The sequence below is a fragment of the Brevibacterium sanguinis genome, from assembly GCF_003315415.1.
GTDB lineage: Bacteria > Actinomycetota > Actinomycetes > Actinomycetales > Brevibacteriaceae > Brevibacterium > Brevibacterium celere_A.
The window spans coordinates 144,419-163,354 of sequence record NZ_QNSB01000003.1; the positions used below are offsets into that span (position 1 = coordinate 144,419).

General features: G+C 64.7%; 17 protein-coding genes. 14 read left to right on the forward strand and 3 right to left on the reverse strand.

What is annotated here, in order from left to right; genetic code table 11:
- The first annotated feature begins 199 nt into the window (after window positions 1–199).
- Complete coding sequence (locus DFO65_RS04980) at window positions 200–1,258, forward strand: 4-hydroxy-3-methylbut-2-enyl diphosphate reductase (RefSeq protein WP_113903320.1); 1,059 nt, start codon at window positions 200–202, stop codon at window positions 1,256–1,258.
- A 76-nt stretch (window positions 1,259–1,334) separates the two neighbouring features.
- Here DFO65_RS04980 and DFO65_RS04985 read toward each other — a convergent pair whose 3' ends face one another.
- Complete coding sequence (locus DFO65_RS04985) at window positions 1,335–2,378, reverse strand: baeRF2 domain-containing protein (RefSeq protein WP_113903321.1); 1,044 nt, start codon at window positions 2,376–2,378, stop codon at window positions 1,335–1,337.
- Between the two features lie 169 nt (window positions 2,379–2,547).
- On the reverse strand, window positions 2,548–3,396 hold the full coding sequence (ku, locus tag DFO65_RS04990; protein ID WP_113903322.1) for a non-homologous end joining protein Ku: 849 nt from the start codon (window positions 3,394–3,396) through the stop codon (window positions 2,548–2,550).
- 113 nt (window positions 3,397–3,509) lie between these two features.
- Between ku and DFO65_RS04995 the strand changes: the two genes are divergently transcribed.
- Window positions 3,510–6,026: an ATP-dependent DNA ligase gene (locus tag DFO65_RS04995; RefSeq protein ID WP_113903323.1), complete on the forward strand. Its 2,517-nt coding sequence runs from the start codon at window positions 3,510–3,512 to the stop codon at window positions 6,024–6,026.
- An 87-nt stretch (window positions 6,027–6,113) separates the two neighbouring features.
- Window positions 6,114–6,644 carry a CinA family protein gene (locus DFO65_RS05000; protein ID WP_113903324.1) on the forward strand — a complete coding sequence of 177 codons (531 nt, stop codon included), beginning with the start codon at window positions 6,114–6,116 and terminating at the stop codon, window positions 6,642–6,644.
- A 51-nt stretch (window positions 6,645–6,695) separates the two neighbouring features.
- On the opposite strand, the gene DFO65_RS05005 is transcribed toward DFO65_RS05000, so the two are convergent.
- Window positions 6,696–7,850: a DNA recombination protein RmuC gene (locus DFO65_RS05005; RefSeq protein WP_113903325.1), complete on the reverse strand. Its 1,155-nt coding sequence runs from the start codon at window positions 7,848–7,850 to the stop codon at window positions 6,696–6,698.
- A gap of 73 nt (window positions 7,851–7,923) precedes the next feature.
- Here DFO65_RS05005 and ychF point away from each other — a divergent pair, with 73 nt between their 5' ends.
- From ychF to DFO65_RS05060, 11 genes are all read left to right on the forward strand, one after another.
- Window positions 7,924–9,009: a redox-regulated ATPase YchF gene (ychF, locus tag DFO65_RS05010; protein ID WP_113903326.1), complete on the forward strand. Its 1,086-nt coding sequence runs from the start codon at window positions 7,924–7,926 to the stop codon at window positions 9,007–9,009.
- Between the two features lie 79 nt (window positions 9,010–9,088).
- Complete coding sequence (locus DFO65_RS05015) at window positions 9,089–9,913, forward strand: helix-turn-helix domain-containing protein (protein ID WP_113903327.1); 825 nt, start codon at window positions 9,089–9,091, stop codon at window positions 9,911–9,913.
- Window positions 9,914–10,410: 497 nt separating this feature from the next.
- The gene (locus DFO65_RS05020) at window positions 10,411–11,235 is read left to right on the forward strand and encodes a metalloregulator ArsR/SmtB family transcription factor (protein WP_113903328.1); all 825 of its coding nucleotides are present in this window, start codon (window positions 10,411–10,413) and stop codon (window positions 11,233–11,235) included.
- Window positions 11,236–11,304: 69 nt separating this feature from the next.
- A complete protein-coding gene (locus DFO65_RS05025; RefSeq protein ID WP_113903329.1) occupies window positions 11,305–11,877 on the forward strand; it encodes a dihydrofolate reductase family protein in 573 nt (190 codons plus the stop codon).
- Between the two features lie 128 nt (window positions 11,878–12,005).
- Complete coding sequence (locus DFO65_RS05030) at window positions 12,006–12,287, forward strand: type II toxin-antitoxin system RelE/ParE family toxin (protein ID WP_113903330.1); 282 nt, start codon at window positions 12,006–12,008, stop codon at window positions 12,285–12,287.
- An 8-nt stretch (window positions 12,288–12,295) separates the two neighbouring features.
- Window positions 12,296–12,595, forward strand: coding sequence for a HigA family addiction module antitoxin (locus DFO65_RS05035; protein WP_113903331.1), 300 nt, complete (start codon window positions 12,296–12,298; stop codon window positions 12,593–12,595).
- Window positions 12,592–13,146, forward strand: coding sequence for a GNAT family N-acetyltransferase (locus tag DFO65_RS05040; RefSeq protein WP_113903332.1), 555 nt, complete (start codon window positions 12,592–12,594; stop codon window positions 13,144–13,146). The genes DFO65_RS05035 and DFO65_RS05040 overlap by 4 nt, the downstream gene beginning before the upstream one ends.
- Window positions 13,147–13,284: 138 nt before the next feature.
- Window positions 13,285–14,190: a DUF6892 domain-containing protein gene (locus DFO65_RS17145; RefSeq protein ID WP_220151239.1), complete on the forward strand. Its 906-nt coding sequence runs from the start codon at window positions 13,285–13,287 to the stop codon at window positions 14,188–14,190.
- Between the two features lie 420 nt (window positions 14,191–14,610).
- Window positions 14,611–15,081 carry an HXXEE domain-containing protein gene (locus DFO65_RS17425; RefSeq protein WP_428844218.1) on the forward strand — a complete coding sequence of 157 codons (471 nt, stop codon included), beginning with the start codon at window positions 14,611–14,613 and terminating at the stop codon, window positions 15,079–15,081.
- A gap of 225 nt (window positions 15,082–15,306) precedes the next feature.
- On the forward strand, window positions 15,307–17,421 hold the full coding sequence (locus tag DFO65_RS05055; RefSeq protein WP_113903334.1) for a GmrSD restriction endonuclease domain-containing protein: 2,115 nt from the start codon (window positions 15,307–15,309) through the stop codon (window positions 17,419–17,421).
- Between the two features lie 230 nt (window positions 17,422–17,651).
- Window positions 17,652–18,917, forward strand: coding sequence for a DUF6357 family protein (locus tag DFO65_RS05060; protein ID WP_220151240.1), 1,266 nt, complete (start codon window positions 17,652–17,654; stop codon window positions 18,915–18,917).
- The last annotated feature ends 19 nt before the right edge of the window (window positions 18,918–18,936 follow it).

Consider the following 18,936-nt stretch of genomic DNA (forward strand, 5'->3'; position numbering starts at 1 on the left):
GCCGTGCCGAGTGCGCGCCCCCGCCCGGTGTGGGGTCCGCCGACCGCGGGGTCCGGAGTCCGCGGCGCGTCAGCCGCGGAGTCCGCCGCCCGCAATGTGTCGAGTGCGCGCTGCCTGCGGGTGTGGAGTGGTTCACCTTTGTGGCCGTCTCCCAGGTCCGGGACCTAGACTGGGGCACGTGACTGCCGTATCTGTGCCCATGCCGACGATTCCGCGCAAGCGTCTGGATCCCGAGGACATCCGCAAGCCCCGGGATGCCGAGCAGAGAGTCCTCCTCGCCGCGCCGCGGGGCTACTGTGCCGGCGTCGATCGGGCCGTCATCGCCGTCGAGCGCGCGCTCGAGCACTACGGCGCGCCGATCTACGTGCGTAAGGAGATCGTCCACAACCGTCACGTGGTCGAGACGCTGTCCGAGCGCGGTGCCGTGTTCGTCGATGAGACCGACGAGGTCCCGCAGGGTGCGCGTGTCGTGTTCTCCGCGCACGGAGTGTCCCCCGCCGTCCACGCCGAGGCGGCCGAGCGGGAGCTGTCGACGATCGACGCGACGTGCCCCCTGGTCACCAAGGTCCACCGCGAGGCCGTCCGTTTCGCTCGTGACGGCTACCGCATCCTGCTCGTCGGTCACGCCGGCCACGAGGAGGTCGAGGGGACGATGGGTGAGGCGCCCGAGCACATCACCCTGATCCAGAACCCCGCAGAGGCGCGCACCGTCGAGGTCGACCCGGACGAGCCCCTCGTGTGGATCTCGCAGACGACTCTGAGCGTCGACGAGACCATGGAGACGGTGAACATCCTGCGGGAGCGGTTCCCGCACCTGCAGGATCCGCCGAGCGACGACATCTGCTACGCCACTCAGAACCGGCAGGTGGCGGTGAAGAAGATCGCCCCGGAGGCCGATCTGGTGCTCGTCGTCGGTTCCGCGAACTCCTCGAACTCGGTCCGCCTCGTCGAGGTCGCTCTCGAGCACGGCGCGAAGGCGGCCCATCGCATTGACTTCGCCCGTGAGGTCGACGAGGCCTGGTTCCACGACGTCGCCACCGTGGGCGTCACCTCGGGTGCCAGCGTTCCCGAGCCTCTGGTCCAGGATCTGCTCTCCCTCCTCGGCGACTACGGCTTCACCTCCGTCGAGGAGGTCGTCACGGCCGAGGAGGATCTCATGTTCTCGCTGCCCAGGGAGCTGCGCAAGGATCTCAAGGCCGCGGGCAAGAAGACGGCGAACAAGCCCGACGGCGCCGACCGGGATCACAGGATCATCTGATCCGGATCACCTGATCGGCGCGTGCGGGCTCCGTCGCTGGCCCGCGTCCCCGACCGACCGGTGCCGGCGAGCGCTCTCAGTCGGCGAGGGCCGCTGAGGCGTCGAACCGGAGAGTGGCGGCGACTCCGTCGCTGATGTCGGCGTCGACGAGCCGCAGCTCGGCCGACGACCGGACGGCATCGGCGATGAGCCGTCCCTCATCGGCGGCGACGGTGTCGCGATTGAGCAGCAGGGTGTCGACCGCTCCGCGCTCCACCGCCTTCGCGACCTCGGTGCGTCCCTCGACGGCCAGCGCATGGGCCAGTCCCTGGGACAGGCTCTCCTCCGCCTCCTTCATGCGGTCTCGGCTGAGGTCGGAGGCCAACGACCTCAGTGCCACCTCGAGCGCCTCCTCGGCGGCCTCATCGACGATCCCGCCCTCGGTCACCTCATGGACGATCTCGTTGACCCGGGCCGAGAACTCGGCCTTGACGGCCGTGCGCCCCTGCACCTCGCCGGCGATGACGACGGCGTCGGGGGAGCGTCGGGTCACGAGGTCGTCGACGAAGTCGGCGACGTCACGGGCATTGTCCTTGATGATCTCATCGGCGCGCCGCCGGATCTGGTTGTGGGACAGCGCCTGGCCGCGAGGCTTGTGGATGCTCTCGTCCTCGTCGCCGGAGATCTGCGTCTCCGCTGACTGGGAGGTGACGTGCTCCTCGCCGATCGTCAGCTCACGGATGACCGCGCCCGTCTGATCGGCGACGACGAGCACGACGTCGACGAGGCGGTTCTTCTCGCGCAGGTACGTCCCGAGTTCGGGGACCTCGGAATGATGGGCCGAGTCACCGGTACCCAGGGCGGCATCCCAGTGCTCGTCGAGCAGGACCCCCGAGGCGTTGGCGACGATGATGCGTCCGTCGGTGTGCGCCTCGGTGCGGGTGTCGTCGTCGAGGAGGACGCCGTCGATCGCGGAGAGGAGATCGTCTTCCGCTCCCTGTTCCTTGAGGTCGTCGCGCAGCTCCTCCCATCGCAGGCGCAGCTGCTGCCCGGCGTCGGCCGAGGGGGAGCGGCTCTCGAGGTAGACGGTCGCGAAAGGGCCCTGGGCGTCGAAGGTCGGTCGCAGTTCATCGAGCTTCATGGTCGTTCTCCTCGTCTCTCGCGGTGCGAAGCCGTGCGGGCTCCGCCGGGACCTGACTGGGTCCCACCAGACTGGCATCGCGGCTTGACGTTGTAAACGACTGCCCGTGAATCACACAGTTGGCGCTGGGGGGGCCGGAGGTCCGGACGATCGACGGGGAGCCCGGGCCTCAGCCGGTGCGCTTCGCTGTCGACTCCTTCTTCCCGTCGGACCTGCCCTTCTTCTCGGATCGGGTGCGTTCGACGGACTTCCGCAGCGCCTCCATGAGGTCGACGACGTCGCCGCCGGAGTCCTCGTCCTCCTCGGACTCGTCGGGGAACGTCTCCTCGAGATCCAGAGTCTCTCCCTTCTCGATCTTCGCGTCGATGAGCTTGCGCAGTTCGACCTGGTAGTCGTCGGTGAACTCCTCGGGGGTGAAGTCCTCGGAATAGCTCTCGACGAGCTTGGCCGACATCTTCAGCTCCTTGTCCGAGATCTTCGCGCGGGAGTTGACTCCCTTGAAGTCGACGTCACGGATCTCGTCGGCCCATCTCAGGGTCTGGATCATGAGCACCTTGCCGCACACGCGGAGGATCGCCAGGCGAGTGCGGGTGCGGAGGGTGATCTTGACGATCGCGGTCCTCTCCGTGTCCTCGAGGGTCTGACGCAGCAGCAGGTAGGCCTTGGGGGTCTTCGACGTGGGTTCGAGGAAGTACGACTTCTCCAACATGATCGGGTCGATCTGGTCGTTGGGGACGAACTGGAGCACGTCGATGTCGTCGCTCTTGTCCGCCGGCAGCGCCTCCAGGTCGTCCTTCGTGATGATGACCCGGTGGTCGCCGTCGTCATAGGCCTTGACGATGTCGTCGTACTCGACGATCTTCCCGCACTCCTCGCATCGTCGTTGGTAGCGGATGCGCCCACCGTCCTTCTCGTGGACCTGATGCATGTCGACATCGTGGTCCTCGGTGGCCGAGTACAGCTTGACGGGCACATTGACGAGCCCGAAGGCGATGGATCCTGTCCAGATGGCTCTCATCGTTCCATTCAAACCGAGGCCAACACCTTTGCCAACCCCTGCCGAGGACTCGGCAATTGCACCCACTCGACCTGCCGGAAGTCGGGTAACGTGCTGGACACAGGAGGTGCGACATGCCACGCGATGAGCAGAGGATCTCCGTCGACGGCCATCGTCTGACGCTGAAGAACCTCGACAAGGTCTACTACCCGCAGACGGGAACGACGAAGGGCGAGGTCCTCGACTACTACGCGAGGATCGCTCCGCATCTCATCCGACATGCCCGGGACCGGATCGCCACCCGCAAGCGCTGGGTCGACGGAGTCGGGACGCCTGAGGATCCCGGCAGCGTGTTCTTCGAGAAGGATCTGCCCGACTCCGCACCCTCCTGGATCACTTCCCGCGCCATCAGGCATTCGACGGGATCGAAGAGGTATCCGCTGGTCCAGGACCGCGCGACCCTGACCTATCTGGCCCAGATGGCGTCCTTGGAGATCCACGTACCCCAATGGCGCGTCGGTCCCGGCAGGTCGGATCCGGGAACGATCTCGTCGGAGGACAGGCATCCCGATCGAATGGTGCTCGACCTCGATCCCGGGCCGGGACGGGAACTGGCCGACTGCATCGAGGTGGCGCAGCTGGTCCGGGAACTGCTCGAGGGCATGGGCCTCGAGGCCTATCCGGTGACGAGCGGATCGAAGGGGATCCACCTCTATGCGCCGCTCGACGGCTCCGCGAGCTGCCAGCAGATCTCCGACGTCGCCCATGAGCTTGCGCGCAGCCTCGAGGCCGATCACAAGGACCTCATCGTCTCGGCGATGAAGAAGACGCTGCGCGAGAACAAGGTGCTCATCGACTGGTCCCAGAACTCGGCGGCGAAGACGACGGTCGCCCCCTACTCATTGCGGGGACGGTTCACCCCGACGGTCGCCGCGCCGCGGTCGTGGGACGAGTTCGACGACCCGGGCAGCGTCGAGCATCTGCGCTTCGAGGAGGTGCTCGACCGCGTCGACGAGTTCGGCGACCTGCTCGAACCGCTGTCGGCGTCCGCCGGTGAGTCCGATGCCGGCACCCTCGACGCGCCGCGTGACCGGCTCGAGGTCTATCGGTCGAAGCGGGATCCCAAGCGTACGAGTGAGCCGATCCCCGATCGGCACGGCACCAGCGGGGACGAACTCTCCTTCGTCATCCAGGAGCACCATGCGCGCCGTCTGCACTGGGACTTCCGCCTCGAGCATGACGGGGTGCTCGTCTCCTGGGCGCTGCCGAAAGGGCCGCCGACGGACCCTGACCGCAACCACCTCGCCGTGCAGACCGAGGACCACCCGCTCGAGTACGGCACGTTCGAGGGCACGATCCCCAAGGGGGAGTACGGGGCCGGAGAGGTGACGATCTGGGACTCGGGCACCTACGAGCTCGAGAAGTGGCGGGAGGGCAGGGAGGTCATCGCCACGCTGCACGGACGCGAGGACGGGGGACTGGGCGGGGTCCGGAAGTTCGCGCTGTTCAACACCGGCGAACATGGACCCAACAGCGAACCGGAGAAGAACTGGCTCATCCACCTGACGAAGGACTCTCCCGCCCCGGAGGGGGACTCCGCTGCGGCCGTGGGGGACGACGATTCCGTCGCGGCCGCGGACGGCGAGGCGAGCGAGACCGCGGCCGAGCCCGGGACTGTCGAACCAGCCGACATCAGCCCGATGCTCGCGAGCCTCGGTGAGGTCGACCCTGTGCGGCGCGACGCGGACGACTGGGCGTTCGAGATGAAATGGGACGGGATCCGGGCCATCGCCACAGTGCGGGCGAGCACTTCGACCACGCCGGGGTCGGTCGCGCTGGCGAGTCGCAACGGCCATGACCTCACGGTTGCATATCCGGAACTGGGAGAGCTGGCCGACTGCGCGGACGTCGACTGCGTCCTCGACGGCGAGATCGTGGCGCTCGGAACGGGGAGCAGACCCGACTTCAGCAGGTTGCAGCGCCGGATGGGACTGACGGATGAGCGGGACATCGAGAGGGAGCGCCACCGCACCCCGGTGCACCTCATGGCCTTCGACGTGCTGCGTGCCGACGGTGATTCGCTCCTGCGCACCCCCTACTGCGACCGGCGTGAGCGATTGAGGGAGATCGTCACCGAGGGCGAGAGCATCCATGTGCCCATCGCCTTCACCGGCACCGTCGACGAGGCGATGGATGCCAGCCGTGAGCTGGGTCTCGAAGGGGTGATGGCGAAGAAGATCGACAGCGTCTACCTGCCGGGCCGTCGCACCCGCACCTGGCTCAAACTCAAGCACTCGACGACCAGGGACGTCATCATCGTCGGCTGGAGAACCGGGACGGGAGAACGTTCCGACACGTTCGCCTCCCTGCTCATGGCCGCGCACGGCAAGGATGGCCTCGAGTACCTCGGCCGGGTCGGGACGGGCTTCGACGAACGGCAGCTGAGATCGCTGCGCAAGCTGCTGCAGTCCCATTCCCGCAAGACGGCCCCGCTCGACGTCCCCGCCGCCGAGGCGCGAGATGCCCATTGGGTGCGGCCGGTTGTCGTGGGCGAGGTGAGGTACGGGGGCCTGACCGGTGGCGGGCGTCTCCGGCACCCCGTATGGCGCGGTCTCCGGGACGACATCGACCCGCAGGACGTGACCCTCTGACGTACAAGGGGCCTTTGCGCTGTCGGTGATATCGAGAGGCCCGATCACAGGCCCCCACCGGGCCCTGTCCAGGCGTAGACTTCCCACGTGACCAGCAATTCAGAGAAACTCGAGGAACGGGCCGCGCAGACAGCCGCCCGCCTGTCCGAACTGTGCATCGAATCAGGTCTGCGGGCGGCGGTGGCCGAATCGCTCACCGGTGGGAAGATCGCCGGCCAGTTCGCCGCCGCACCTGATTCAGGGACGTGGTTCGCCGGGGGAGTCGTGGCTTATTCGAGCGACGTCAAGCATACTCTTCTCGAGGTGCCCGCCGGCCCCGTCATCTCCCAGCAGGCGGTGGAGACGATGGTCCGTTCGGTCGCGCGCATCATGGGAGCCGACGTCGCAGTCGCAGCCTCGGGTTCAGGCGGTCCCGAGGAGCAGGAGGGTCAGGAGCCGGGGACCACGTGGATCGCGGTGCTCGTCGGCGATGAGGTCTGCTCCGAGATCCATCATTTCGACGGTGAGCCGATCGACATCCTCGCCCAGACCGAGGACCGAGCGCTAACCCTGGTGACGACCACGCTCGAGAAGCATCTGCATCGAGGAGACGACGAGGACGACTCCGACAACGGCTGAGCACATCCAGCCACTGCAGGGGATGACGATGCTGACAAATGCGTCAGGAGCTCACGCGGAGCCCCGTTCCTGCACGGTGTCGAATCCGGGGAGATGGGGCTTCGACAGTTCCGCGGCGCTCAGGTGGCGGCTGCGCGAGTCGAGCTCGGCGACGGTGTCGAGTTCGGTGTCGACGATCCCGGTCGACGGGAACTTTCGGGCCGTGACGAGGAACCGGGTCTCCAGTGAGGACACGAACCGGTTGTAGTCCTCGACGGAGCGGTCAAGACTCGTCCCCATCCGGCTGACGTGGGTCACGAGCGTGCCGATGCGCTCGTAGAGTTCTGTCCCGAGTCTGAGCACCTCGGCGGCCGATGTGCTCATGTCGGCCTGCCGCCAGTTGAGCGCGACGGTCTTGAGCAGCACGAGGAGAGTTGCCGGCGACGCGAGGACGACGCCTTTGCCCAGGGCATGGTCGATCATCTTCGGGTAGGTGGCGGCCGCCGCCGAGAGCAGCCCGTCGGTCGGCACGAAGCACACGACGAAGTCCGGGGTCGTGTCGAAGGACCGCCAGTACTCCTTGGATGCCAGGGAGTCCACATGGCGCAGCAGCGCCTTGGCGTGATCGTCGTTCGTCGAGTCCGACTCCGTCATCCGGGCCGACAGAGGGGTCTTGGCGTCGATGATGATCGTGCCGCCGCCCGGGAGATGGACGATCATGTCCGGACGGTGGCGCACCCCGTCGCGCATCGCGGTCACCTGCGTGTCGAAGTCGACGTGGGGCAGCAGGCCTGCGTATTCGACGATGCGTTTGAGCTGGACCTCTCCCCAGTCTCCCCGCTGCGTCGTCGAGTTCAGGGCGTTGGCAAGCGATCCCGTCGATTCCTGCAGCCGGAGATTCTGCTGGCTGAGATGGCTGATCTGGGCATTGAGGCGAGTGATCTGCTCGATCTGGGTGCGATCCTGTGCCTGGATGTTCTCGTGGAGGTGCCTGACGCTGGCGGCCAGGGGCCCGATCGCGGCGGTGATCTCACCGGCCATCTGGGCATCGGCTTCCAGGTCCTCCGTGCGCGCGGACAGGAGCTGAGCCTTCGTCTCGGCGCGGGTGAGGCGTTCGAGGTAGCGGGAACGGGTGAGCGCGCGCCCGAGAAGAAACCCGAGCACAGTGCTGAGCAGGATGGCCACGACGAAGGCCGTGATGACTCCGGAGGCGGGGAAAGCGTTCATGGGTCCACAGTGACAGACCGCACGGACACGACGTTTCGACCCGCGCCTCGGCGCCGGGATAGACTTGACTACCGTGGCTCTAACTATCGGAATCGTGGGACTGCCCAACGTCGGCAAGTCGACCATGTTCAATGCACTGACCAAGAATCAAGTTCTCGCGGCGAACTACCCGTTCGCCACCATCGAACCGAATGTCGGCGTCGTGCCGCTGCCGGACCCGCGGCTGACGCGATTGGCGGAGATCTTCGGGTCGGAGCGGATCATCAATGCCACGGTCGACTTCGTCGACATCGCGGGGATCGTCCGCGGAGCCTCGGAAGGCGAAGGTCTGGGCAATCAGTTCCTCGCCAACATCCGTGAGGCCGACGCGATCTGCCAGGTCATCCGCGGCTTCGTCGACGACGACGTGGTCCATGTCGAGGGCAAGATCAACCCCGCCGACGACATCGACACGATCAACACCGAGCTCATCCTCGCCGACCTCCAGACCCTGGAGAAGGCGCGCCCGCGAATCGAGAAGGATGTGCGCGGCAAGCGGGCGCCAGCCGAACTGCTCACCGCCATGGATGCCGCGACCGCGATCCTCGAGGACGGTCGGACTCTCTACCAGGCGATGCAAGCCGACGGTTTCGACGCCGAGCCGCTGCGTGAGCTGCAGCTGATGACGACGAAGCCGTTCCTCTACGTATTCAACGTCGATGACGACGTGCTTGCCGATGAGGCGAAGAAAGCCGAGATGCGGGCCCTAGTGGCGCCGGTCGAGGCGATCTTCCTCGACGCGAAGTTCGAGTCCGAGCTCGCCGAGCTCGACGAGGAGGAGGCTCGGGAGATGCTCGAGTCGACCGGTCAGGAGGAGGCCGGCCTCGATCAGCTGGCCCGGGTCGGCTTTGACACCCTCGGTCTGCAGACCTACCTCACGGCCGGCCCCAAGGAGTCCCGAGCGTGGACGATCCCCAAGGGCGCGACGGCCCCTGAGGCGGCCGGAGTCATCCACACCGACTTCCAGAAGGGCTTCATCAAGGCCGAGGTCGTCTCCTTCGCCGATCTCGACGAGCACGGATCGATGGCCGATGCGAAGGCCGCCGGCAAGGTCCGCATGGAGGGCAAGGACTACGTCATGGTCGACGGGGACGTGGTGGAGTTCCGTTTTTCGAACTGAACCTTGGGCTCGCGCCTTTCGCTTCTCCCGCATTCGCGCGAGCATTGAATACTCGCTGAGCACTCATTAGTCTCATCGCATGAACGAACGTACAGATCGACGGGGCCAGCTGGATCTCACGCAGACTGACGCCGCGCGCAAGGCGGGCGTGAGCCTAGCGACTTGGCGTCGCTGGGAGGATAATCCCGAGTCCGTCAGCGCGAAGACGCGCAACGCCTGCGAGGGAGTGCTGGAACGGGGATCCGATTTCGAGCGCGCACTCGCCAAATCTGCTGAAGCATTTACCGCGGCCTGGTCGAACTCGCCCCGATTGACACCGCGACAGGCGTATGCCATCGCTCTTGAGCTTGACGGCTGGGTTGATATGCACATCGCTGAGTGGCTCCGCGAGCCGAGCGAACCGCTCCATGAGATCCCGCCCTTCTCTGATTTCGACCTCCGAGTCATGATGCTCGTGGGCGAGAACCGTGCTTGGGCGGAAGCGGTCCGGCAACGCTGCCGGGCGATCTCAAATGAAATCGAGGCCGGGATACTTCCCTTCGACCGTCCAGGACCTCTCATCGACGAGGTGCTGATCGGCGCAGCGCTCGACGGTGCGCGAGCCTCATTGGAGGACATGCCTGAACTCTTCGAGCTGATTCCGCCGCGTCACGCCGCCCATGTCGGCGATGACGATGACGATGACGACGAGGAGTATTCGATTGGAGATGATGACTGGGAGTCCGTCTCCGATGGGTTCGATGACGAATGCCAGTGGGATGAATGGGAAGTGCCTATCCGGCATGATCACCCGCTGCTCCCCGCGATTCTTGCTGAACGGCACCCGTACCGTTGGTTCGACGCAGTCGAGCCGTCCGGTGCTGGCTATCTCCAGCGATTGTCGGGTCTGCTCGTCGATGACTGAGCGTGCGCAGAGGTTGGTATCTGCGGCGACGTGGTGGAATATCGCCTCGCCGTGTGATTCTCAATCTGTGGCCCGGAGCCCTCAGGTGTGAGCCTAATCAGAGGTGATCAAAGTCGAGTTCTATCATTGTGATTCCAGTCCGGGGGCCACTCTTCCTGTGCGGCATCGCACCATCCGTCGGTGCCGGCTGAGAGCCAGGAAACTGGCGGATTCTCGCCTTGGTAGGCTCCGGCAGCGGCCTTGTCGCGGCTCGTGTCATCGGCTCCAGCTGTACCTCGATGGCTGCCGTTCCTCGTGCGATGCAGTACGGGGCGGTTGAGTAGCTGGCGAGGTGTCCACAGTGATCGCTCTGTGGGCGATGTCGATGAGCGGCTTGCTGAGGACGGTATTCAGCGGGAGGGCGTCGCCTGCACCCCTCGGAACGGAACGCCACCGCGTGGTACACCTGCACGCCAATATTCCTTGACAAGACTATTCGTGTACGCGAATATAGAGCTATGTTCGACTCGTTCAAGGCCATGGCTGACCCCGCGCGATGGCGGCTGGTGGAGCTGCTGGCCGAGCGCCCTCGGCCTGTCGGTGTTCTTGCGCAACTCGCTGGGGCGCGTCAGCCACAGACGACGAAACATCTTCAGACGCTGGAGGCCGCGGGGCTCGTGACCGCACAGCGCAGCGCGCAGCGTCGTATCTACGCGCTTCGGCCTGATGCGTTTCGTGAGCTGGCTGCCGAGCTGTCGCGGATCGCGGACGTCAGCGACCGGTCGAATCGTGAGACTTTTGATCGCTATGGCCAGAATCTGGAGTTGGAGCGGCACGCAGCTCTGCAGCCCGGCTGGGCAGATGGTCGTTCGTTCCGGTTCCGCCGCGCCCTCGCGGCGCGACCCGACATTGTGTGGGCGCACCTGACAGAGCAGGCCTTGCTCCAGCAATGGTGGACACCAGACGACCTGCGCGTCTCCCGGCTGGAGTTCGACGCCCGTCTCGGAGGGCGGATCGTGCACGAGTACCGGGATGTGGAGGACGTGGACGATGCGGATGTCGTCGCAGGTCACGCTGAGGGGGTCGTCGACCTCGTCGATCCGGAGAAGCGCCTCGCGTATCGCCTGTCACCGGTACTTCCCGACGGGCGCGCGGCCTTGACATCGCACCTGGATTTGCGCCTCTCGCCGGCACCGATCGGGACCGTGCTCGATGTCGAGTTCCGCATCACGGACTCGGTCGTCGAAGGAGCGGACTTCGTCGCCGGCATCGAGATCGGCTTCGGCCAGAGCCTCGACAGGCTCGCCGCGATCCTCAGCGCAGAGACTGCGGAGGGACGGTAGCTCCGCAGCCACACCATCACCTCGCACAACAACACGCATACCGGAAAGCATGGAGAAGGAGAGAACATCATGGGGCGACTGATCATCAACGTGGCGATGACCGTCAACGGGGCGTTTGAAGCGCCGGCACCGGAGCCGATGGGGGGCTGGCTCGTCACCGACGCAGACAGCATGGAGGCCGGTCGGGAGATGTGGCAGGCCGCGGACGCGATGCTGCTGGGCCGGAAGACCTACGAGGGGCTGGCAGCCGCCTGGCCGCAGTTGGCGAACGCACCCGGCTTCGAGGCCTACGCGGCGCGCATGAACAGCATGCCGAAGTTTGTTGCCTCCCGAACGCTCACCGCTCCCCTTGAATGGAACGCGACCCTGCTCGACGGCGACATGGTCGACGCGATCCGACACCTCAAGCACGAGCACCCGGGTACCCTGATCGCTCCCTCCGCCGGCGAGTTCGCTCGGGAACTGATCGCGCACGACCTCGTCGACGAGTACTGGATCACCGTCAGCCCGTATCTCTGGGCGAACGGCCCCCGGCTTTTCGACGGTATCGGGCCGATCCGTCTGGAGCCGACAGGAACCACGATCTACCCCTCCGGGCTGGTTCGCCTCAGCTACCGACCCGTTCCGCAGGTCGAAGCATGAGAACGCAGAGGACGTCGCGATCGGCGATACCCAAGAGGCTGGTGAGTGTCGTTCCCAACCGTGGCGACGTGGTGGAGTTCCGCTTTAACGTCTAGCGTTAATGTCGGATCGCGTTATACGCTGATGGTGTGATCAGATCGTTCGCCGACCGCGACACCGAGAAGGTCTGGCGTCGCGAACCAGCGAAGCGGTTTGATCCTCGCATCCACAAGGTTGGGAACCGCAAGCTGCACCTGCTCGATGCTGTGACGACGTTGGATGCTCTCTGGGTGCCACCAGGCAACCGCTTGGAGGCTCTCAAAGGCGATCGGGCCGGCCAGCACAGCATCCGGATCAATGATCAGTGGCGCATATGCTTCCGCTGGACTGATGCCGGTGCCGAAGACGTGCAGATCGTGGACGACCACTAGGAGGAGAGATGGTCGAGAAGCTGTATTCGCCGATTCATCCAGGTGAGGTCCTGATGGAGGACTTCATCAAGGGCTTCGGAATCACGCAGAACAAGCTCGCCGTGTCCATCGGTGTGCCGCCGCGGCGGATCAATGAGATCGTGCACGGCAAGCGGGGGATCACGGCAGACACCGCGTTGCGGCTCGGGCGCTTCTTCGGTGTGGAGCCCCAGTTCTGGCTCAACCTGCAGACGCGTTACGAGTTGGAAGTCGCCGAGGATCTCGTGGGGGAGCGGATCGCGGAGATAAAGCCGCTGCAGGTCGCGTGACGCATCTGTCGATCGCAGTCGTGGCGCACAGCGCGCTGACAGTCGGAGACGTCGACGACCTGAGGCGACTTTTCGACGAAGAGTATCTTCACGATTTCGGGTCATGGGACCCGAATCAGCCCTACGGCTACGCGCCTCATGATCTTCACGTGATCGCCCGATCCGATGACGGCATCGTTGGACACGTGGGCTGGGCGCGTCGCGCCATCGGTGTGGGTGCTGCCGAGGTCGAGATCGCTGGAGTCGGAGGAGTGCTGATCTCCGAGCGTGCACGCGGGGCGCGGCTGGGGAAGAGACTCATGTCCAGTGCGGGGCAATCGATGCTGGATGCCGGTGGCATTGACTTCGGATACCTCGGATGCCGGGAGGAGGTGGTGCCGTTCTATAGATCGTGCGGCTGGAGTCGAGTCTTCGCATCCGAACGCTCGATCGGACGGGACGGGCTGCTTATCGAAGAACCCCCCGGGCAGCCGCTGCTGGTGCTGCCAATAGCCTCTGAACTTGCCGCCTGGCCTGCTGGATCGATCGATCTGCGTGGGCGTGCGTGGTGATTGAGTGATAGCCCTCGCCGAGGAGCACCGTGACGAGCTCGAGTCGGCGGCTCGCGAAGACCGGCGGTCTTCGTTGCTAGACTGCTCTACGACTCGGACGCATCCGATGCGTCCGGCAGAGACGATAGAGGCGCGGTGATGACGAAGACTCTGGCGGTGGACATCCGACTCGACGGGATCGAGATCGATGGGCGGCTCTACGAGTACCCGATCCTGCTGACCGATCTGAAGGCCCTGTTCGACGAGGAACCCGAGGAGCTGGAGGGATCGCGCTCCTCGAGGACCTCGTCCTCATGGGTGTGGTTCGACTCCGGACTGAGCGCGACCCATAAGGACGGCGTGCACGCGCTCGCGCTGAAGTTCGACGTCGACGACCCCGCGCACGACGTGCGGATCGAGGGCCGCCCCTTCGGTGAGGAGTTCGGGCCCCAGGGTCCCACGTACCCGAGCCGCGACTTCGGCAACGGGTACATCATGGCCCGTCGCAGCAGCGACCGCGGCCCCGATCAGCGCGTGAGGACCATCATCGTCGAGCAGAAGGTTCGGCGCCCGGCGAAGAAGAAGCAGGCGGCTCCGGGGAAGACCGTGAAGCCCGCGAAGTCCCCGGAACCGAAGCCGAGCGTCGACCCGGCCGAGTTCACCGACCTCAACTTCAAGCTGCTCGTGCTGCAGGATCTCATGTACGATCAGCAGCTCCTCACCCCCGCCTTCCAACTCGGAGAATTCATCGAGCACCACGTCGACCGTGAGATCGACCTGGACGAGGAGGGGTACGCGCCCATCCCCGAGGCGCTTGCCTACTTCGCCGAGTATCCCGTCCCGCGGGAACTGCTCGGCAGAGTCGTGGAGCTGGTGCAGGACGGCGGCAACGACATCTACCTGCAGATAGCCCCGCTCTGGGACGGAGAGGACGACGTCTTCGACGTCAAGGACTTCGCCGATGTCGATCTGCTCCCCGAGCTCCGATCGCTGACACTGACCGGCGTCGACGAGGTGACGCTGGAATCGCTGCGCGAGAAGGGCATCGAGGCCGACCTCCTCTGAACCGAGGCATGCGCGGCGCGCGAAGACGCGGCTGGCTGTCTGCCCGGATGACCGCTACCGACTGAAACAGTGGCGACCGCCGAAACCAGCGGATGTATTCTGAGGGTGAGGCGAGGGAGGTATCGGTGTGTCCGTCCACAATGAACATCAGTCTCATGAGCATGAGCCTGTCCCCGGAGAGTTCGTCAACCCCGATCTCGAGGTGGACGAGTCGGTAGCGCCTCGACCTGAAGAGGAAGTCGCCGATGCACTCCGGACTGACGAGAACCTCGACGATGATGACCAGAGCGGAGCCTGAACGCGCTCACTCCAGCTCATTCGCGTAATGCTCGACCGAGAAAAGGCCGGAAGCGTGCGGGAGAGTGCGAGCAGCGCCGCGACCGGCTGGAAGGGGGGCGAACCGTAAGGTGGAGAGGACCGATCGCCCTCTTCTCGGCATGGGTCATCCACGACATCGAGGAAGCTCTGGCGTTCCCTGCGATGTGTGAACGGCTCGCCGGCCGCACTGGTGTCGACGCGCTGAGAATGACTGCTCCCCAGTCGTGGGCCGCGGTGACAATGATGGGTGGGCTGGTGGCAGCGGCCTGTCTCCGTGGTGCGCAGATCGGTGGCCGATCGACGGTCTATCGGGCCCTCGTCGCGGGGTTGGAGGGGCACGTTGCAACTCATCTCGGCGCCTCGATTCTCCAACGCGGCTACACCGCGGGAGTGGCGACGGCGCTGCCGGTGATGCTGCCCGGAGCACTCGTCGCCCGACGAGAACTCGAGCGTGAAGGCAGAGCGCTGCAGCTGCGAGACTCGGTTAATGGTGTCGCGATGCTGCTTCCCGCCGCCGTAGGGTGTCATGTGATCGCCCGATCGCGGCGTCGAACGCCCGAACCCAGCAGCTGACCGACGGACACGGCGAAGGGATGCAACGCTGCCGTCGTCCGTCCCGGCCGGCTCAATCGTGGGCGCCATTTCCGCCGGCGGTACCGGCAGCACCATGACGGTTCAAGGCCATCCCGACGTCAGCACAGACGGTCGGTTGAGGGTATTGATCGATTCAAGCTCGGCCGAATCTGCACGTTGCGTGCACCGCTGGTCGAACACGACTCTTGCGCTAAGTTTGGTCAGGTGGAGACTTTCAAACGAACGCCATTGCAGCTGTTCAACCTGCCGCAGAATTTTGTCATCCCACTGTTTCAACGTCCTTATGTGTGGAAGGAAAGTGAGCAATGGGAGCCCCTGTGGAATGACATTCGTCGAATCGCTGAAATGAGAATCGCCGAGCCCCACCGCTATCCCACCCACTTCCTCGGTGCCGTCGTCATCCAGGCGCAGGAAGTTCAAAGTCGCCGACTCACTGCCTGGAACGTGATCGACGGCCAGCAGAGACTCACGACACTGCAGGTGCTCGCGGATGCCACGTGTGCGCTTCTCTCTCAGACTGATCATTCGAAGCTCGCCGGTCAGCTCGAAGACCTCACACATAACTCAGAGAAGTACGTCGAAGAAGATGACAGCCGCCTTAAAGTTCGTCATCTGAACAAAGACCGGGAAGCCTTCTCCGAAGTGATGTCTGCAGAGCCGCCTGTCGACTATGACGATCTCGCCCACGCGAATTCACAGATAGTCGCAGCTCATCGCTTCTTCTCCACCGTCGTCGAGCAGTGGTTGGGAGCGCCGACGTCCGAGGATTACTCAACAAAGGCACGGGAGCTGACGAACGTTCTCCTGGACGGGTTGCAATTGGTCTCGATCGAGTTGGAAGCCGGTGAGAATTCCCAGGAGATATTTGAGACTCTCAATGCCCGCGGTACCCCTCTGACCGCGGCAGACCTTGTTCGCAACTTCGTTTTCCAGCGACTCGCTGCCGAGGGAGGAGACACCGAGAGGGCCTACCGAGAGGACTGGCCCTTCGAAACGAGCTTCTGGATGAGGGAAGTGAGCGTTGGCCGAAATCTTGTCAGTCGCAGTTCGCTCTTCCTCAACCAATGGCTGATCTCCCGGACAGGCGAAGAAGTCAGCCCGCAAGCCACATTCACTCGTTTCAAAGCATGGGTCGAACACGAGTCAGACGGAAGAATGGCCGACCTGCTATCCGTGATCAAACGACAGGCACAGCAATACGAGGCGTGGACTGAGTGTTCAGCGCGGCGAAGCGGATCACTTGATGCTGTGGAGATGGCCTTCTATCGGATGCGCGCGAGCGGCATCGAGCTCCTCAAGCCGTTACTGATCTGGTTGCACGAACCCAGCAGGAACGTCACGCCGCAGACCATCGCCCAAATCATCCAAGCTGCCGAGAGCTGGGTCTACCGTCGTCAGTTGATTAGGCTGTCAGGCAGTGACCTGGGGCGAATCGTGGCCGACGTCATCTCCGCCAATAACACCGCCTCTCCCGCCGAGCTCCCGGACCGAGTGACCGGCCACCTGGCGCGACTCAATGTCACCAGCACCTACTGGCCAGGTGACGAAGAGATTCGACTGACGTTGAGCACGGAGGCTGCGTACACTCGTTACCCGCGCGGTCGATTGCGCATGATTCTCGAAGCAATAGAGAACCGATACCGCGCCCAGACCGATCAGCCGCAGATCGAGCGAAAGGACTATCCCATCGAGCACCTTCTTCCGAGGTCCTGGAAGGACACCTGGCCGGTGGACGACCCGGAGGCCGCTGAAGAACGGGAAGCACGAGTGCATCGACTCGGAAATCTCACTCTCTTGACGAGTTCGCTGAACTCGAAGGTCTCGAATGGTCCTTGGCGTAAGAAAAGGGCCGCACTCCTACAGCACAACACGGTCACCCTCACAGGCCGCGTCGTCGCCAGGACGGAGGAACACGATTGGGACGAAGAGCTCATCGACGAGCGCATTTCTGAAATGATTGACGCGATACTCGACATCTGGCCCGTGCCCGAAGGGCACCACGGCAGAGTTGTCGATCCCCAAGCAAAGGCAGGCGACTGGGTCGAGCTCAAGCACTTGATTGAGGCGCGACTGATTGCGGCCGGGGATCGATTGACCGCGACTCACCGGGATTTCAAGGGCACCGAAGCGGTAGTGACGCCGGATGGCGGAATCGAACTGGACGGCAAGCGATACCGGACGCCGTCGGCTGCCGGATACGCCCTCCGGAAGAAGAGCACGAACGGATGGTATTTCTGGGCGGTGAGCGACGGACGCCGACTCCGCGATGTTCGGGCAGAATTCCAGAACGACATCCCCGAGGACACGATGTCGCAGTAACTGGTCTCGGCACGATGCTCAAGGACTTGGGTTCGGGGAAGAACATCAGTGATGCCGAACGAGGTCTTGGCTGTCGGCCAGTTCCTCGCATTCGAAAGGACGACAATGAGGGCGGCCTGTCCTCGGGCACATGACCGCTTTGAAGTCCTCAATCGGAGGGCGCGCAACACATGACGGATCAGGGATCTGCACCCCGATCCCCGCATCGACCACGAACTGGAGAACCCGAATTGAGCGACCGACCGGCGGACCCGACGCGCACCGTGACCGTCTTCGACAGGAAGGCCGGATGGCTGCCCCGGGTGGTCCGTGAGGATGGCCGGCTGCGGCTCGACTTCGCCGGCGGATCCGATGCACTGCACGATCCGCGCTCCTTCGGCATTCCGATCACCGAGGCCCACCTCGAAGCTCTCCGCAACGACCTGCCGCGGCACGTGATCCTGTGGAGTGTCCTGCGACCACTGTGCGATGCGGCCGGAATCCGCGGCCCTCTGGATGAGAGCGCAGCTGTCGCCCTCCTCGACCCGCTGCTCCTCTCCAGACCCGACGACGCCGATCGGCACCTGCAGGACACGAAGATCGACCGACTGACGCTCGTCGCGCACGGCGCCGACATCGAACTGCTCGAGAAGGGCCGAGTGGTCGACGCCCTCCACTCCGCAACCGCAGGCTCGGACTGGAAGAGAGCCCAGGAGTACGATGCGCAGCGCCGTCGCGCGCAGGCAGGTGTCGTGCTGACTCAGCTCGAGACCGCCATCCTCCGGTACACCGGCCAGTACGTCCATCGGGCAACGGTCCCTCACCGTGATCCATCCGCCATCGACCCGGATCTCCTGCCGCAGGTCCTCACGGTGATCGGCACCGCCGAGGCGGCAAGCGCGGGCATGACCATCGCCCGCGATCCTCGTCGCGGCAGCCGCGGCACGGACAAGCAGGACTGGACGAGGATGGAGGAAGCCGTCGAAACGGCCGTGCGGGAGGCCCACCCCGGACTCGGCGAGGACGCGGTCGGTACCGTGGCCTTCCTCATGTGCGCCGAGGCGGCAGACCGTGCGAGGACGCAACCCTATGATCCCGAGGCAGGTGTCGACGGCAATCGGTCGCGATTCGGAGCATTGATCTTCACCGACGACAAGGACAGTGAGCAGACCTGGCGCACCGCCGACGGATTCAGTGCCGTCGAGGCGTTCTGGGAGTTCGTGGCACAACGATACGGAACGGGCAACCAGGTGTTCACCCTCGAGGACGAAGCCAGGAGCGAGGGCATCCAGCTCTACTTCTACGCGGACGCCCTCGCCCGGATCGCCAGGGAAGCGAATGGCACCAGCTCGTACCGGGTCGAGTACGGCCTCCTCGACGACCTCGCCCACTGCCGAAAAATGGTCCGCGGTTTTGTCAGCGGCGGTATCGCCGCTCTCGAGGGACTGACGCACTGGATGAGCGATCCGTCCGAACTCGAGGCGGCACGGCGACGACGGGACGACCGCCGGCACTGAGCATCTCTGCGCAATTCAT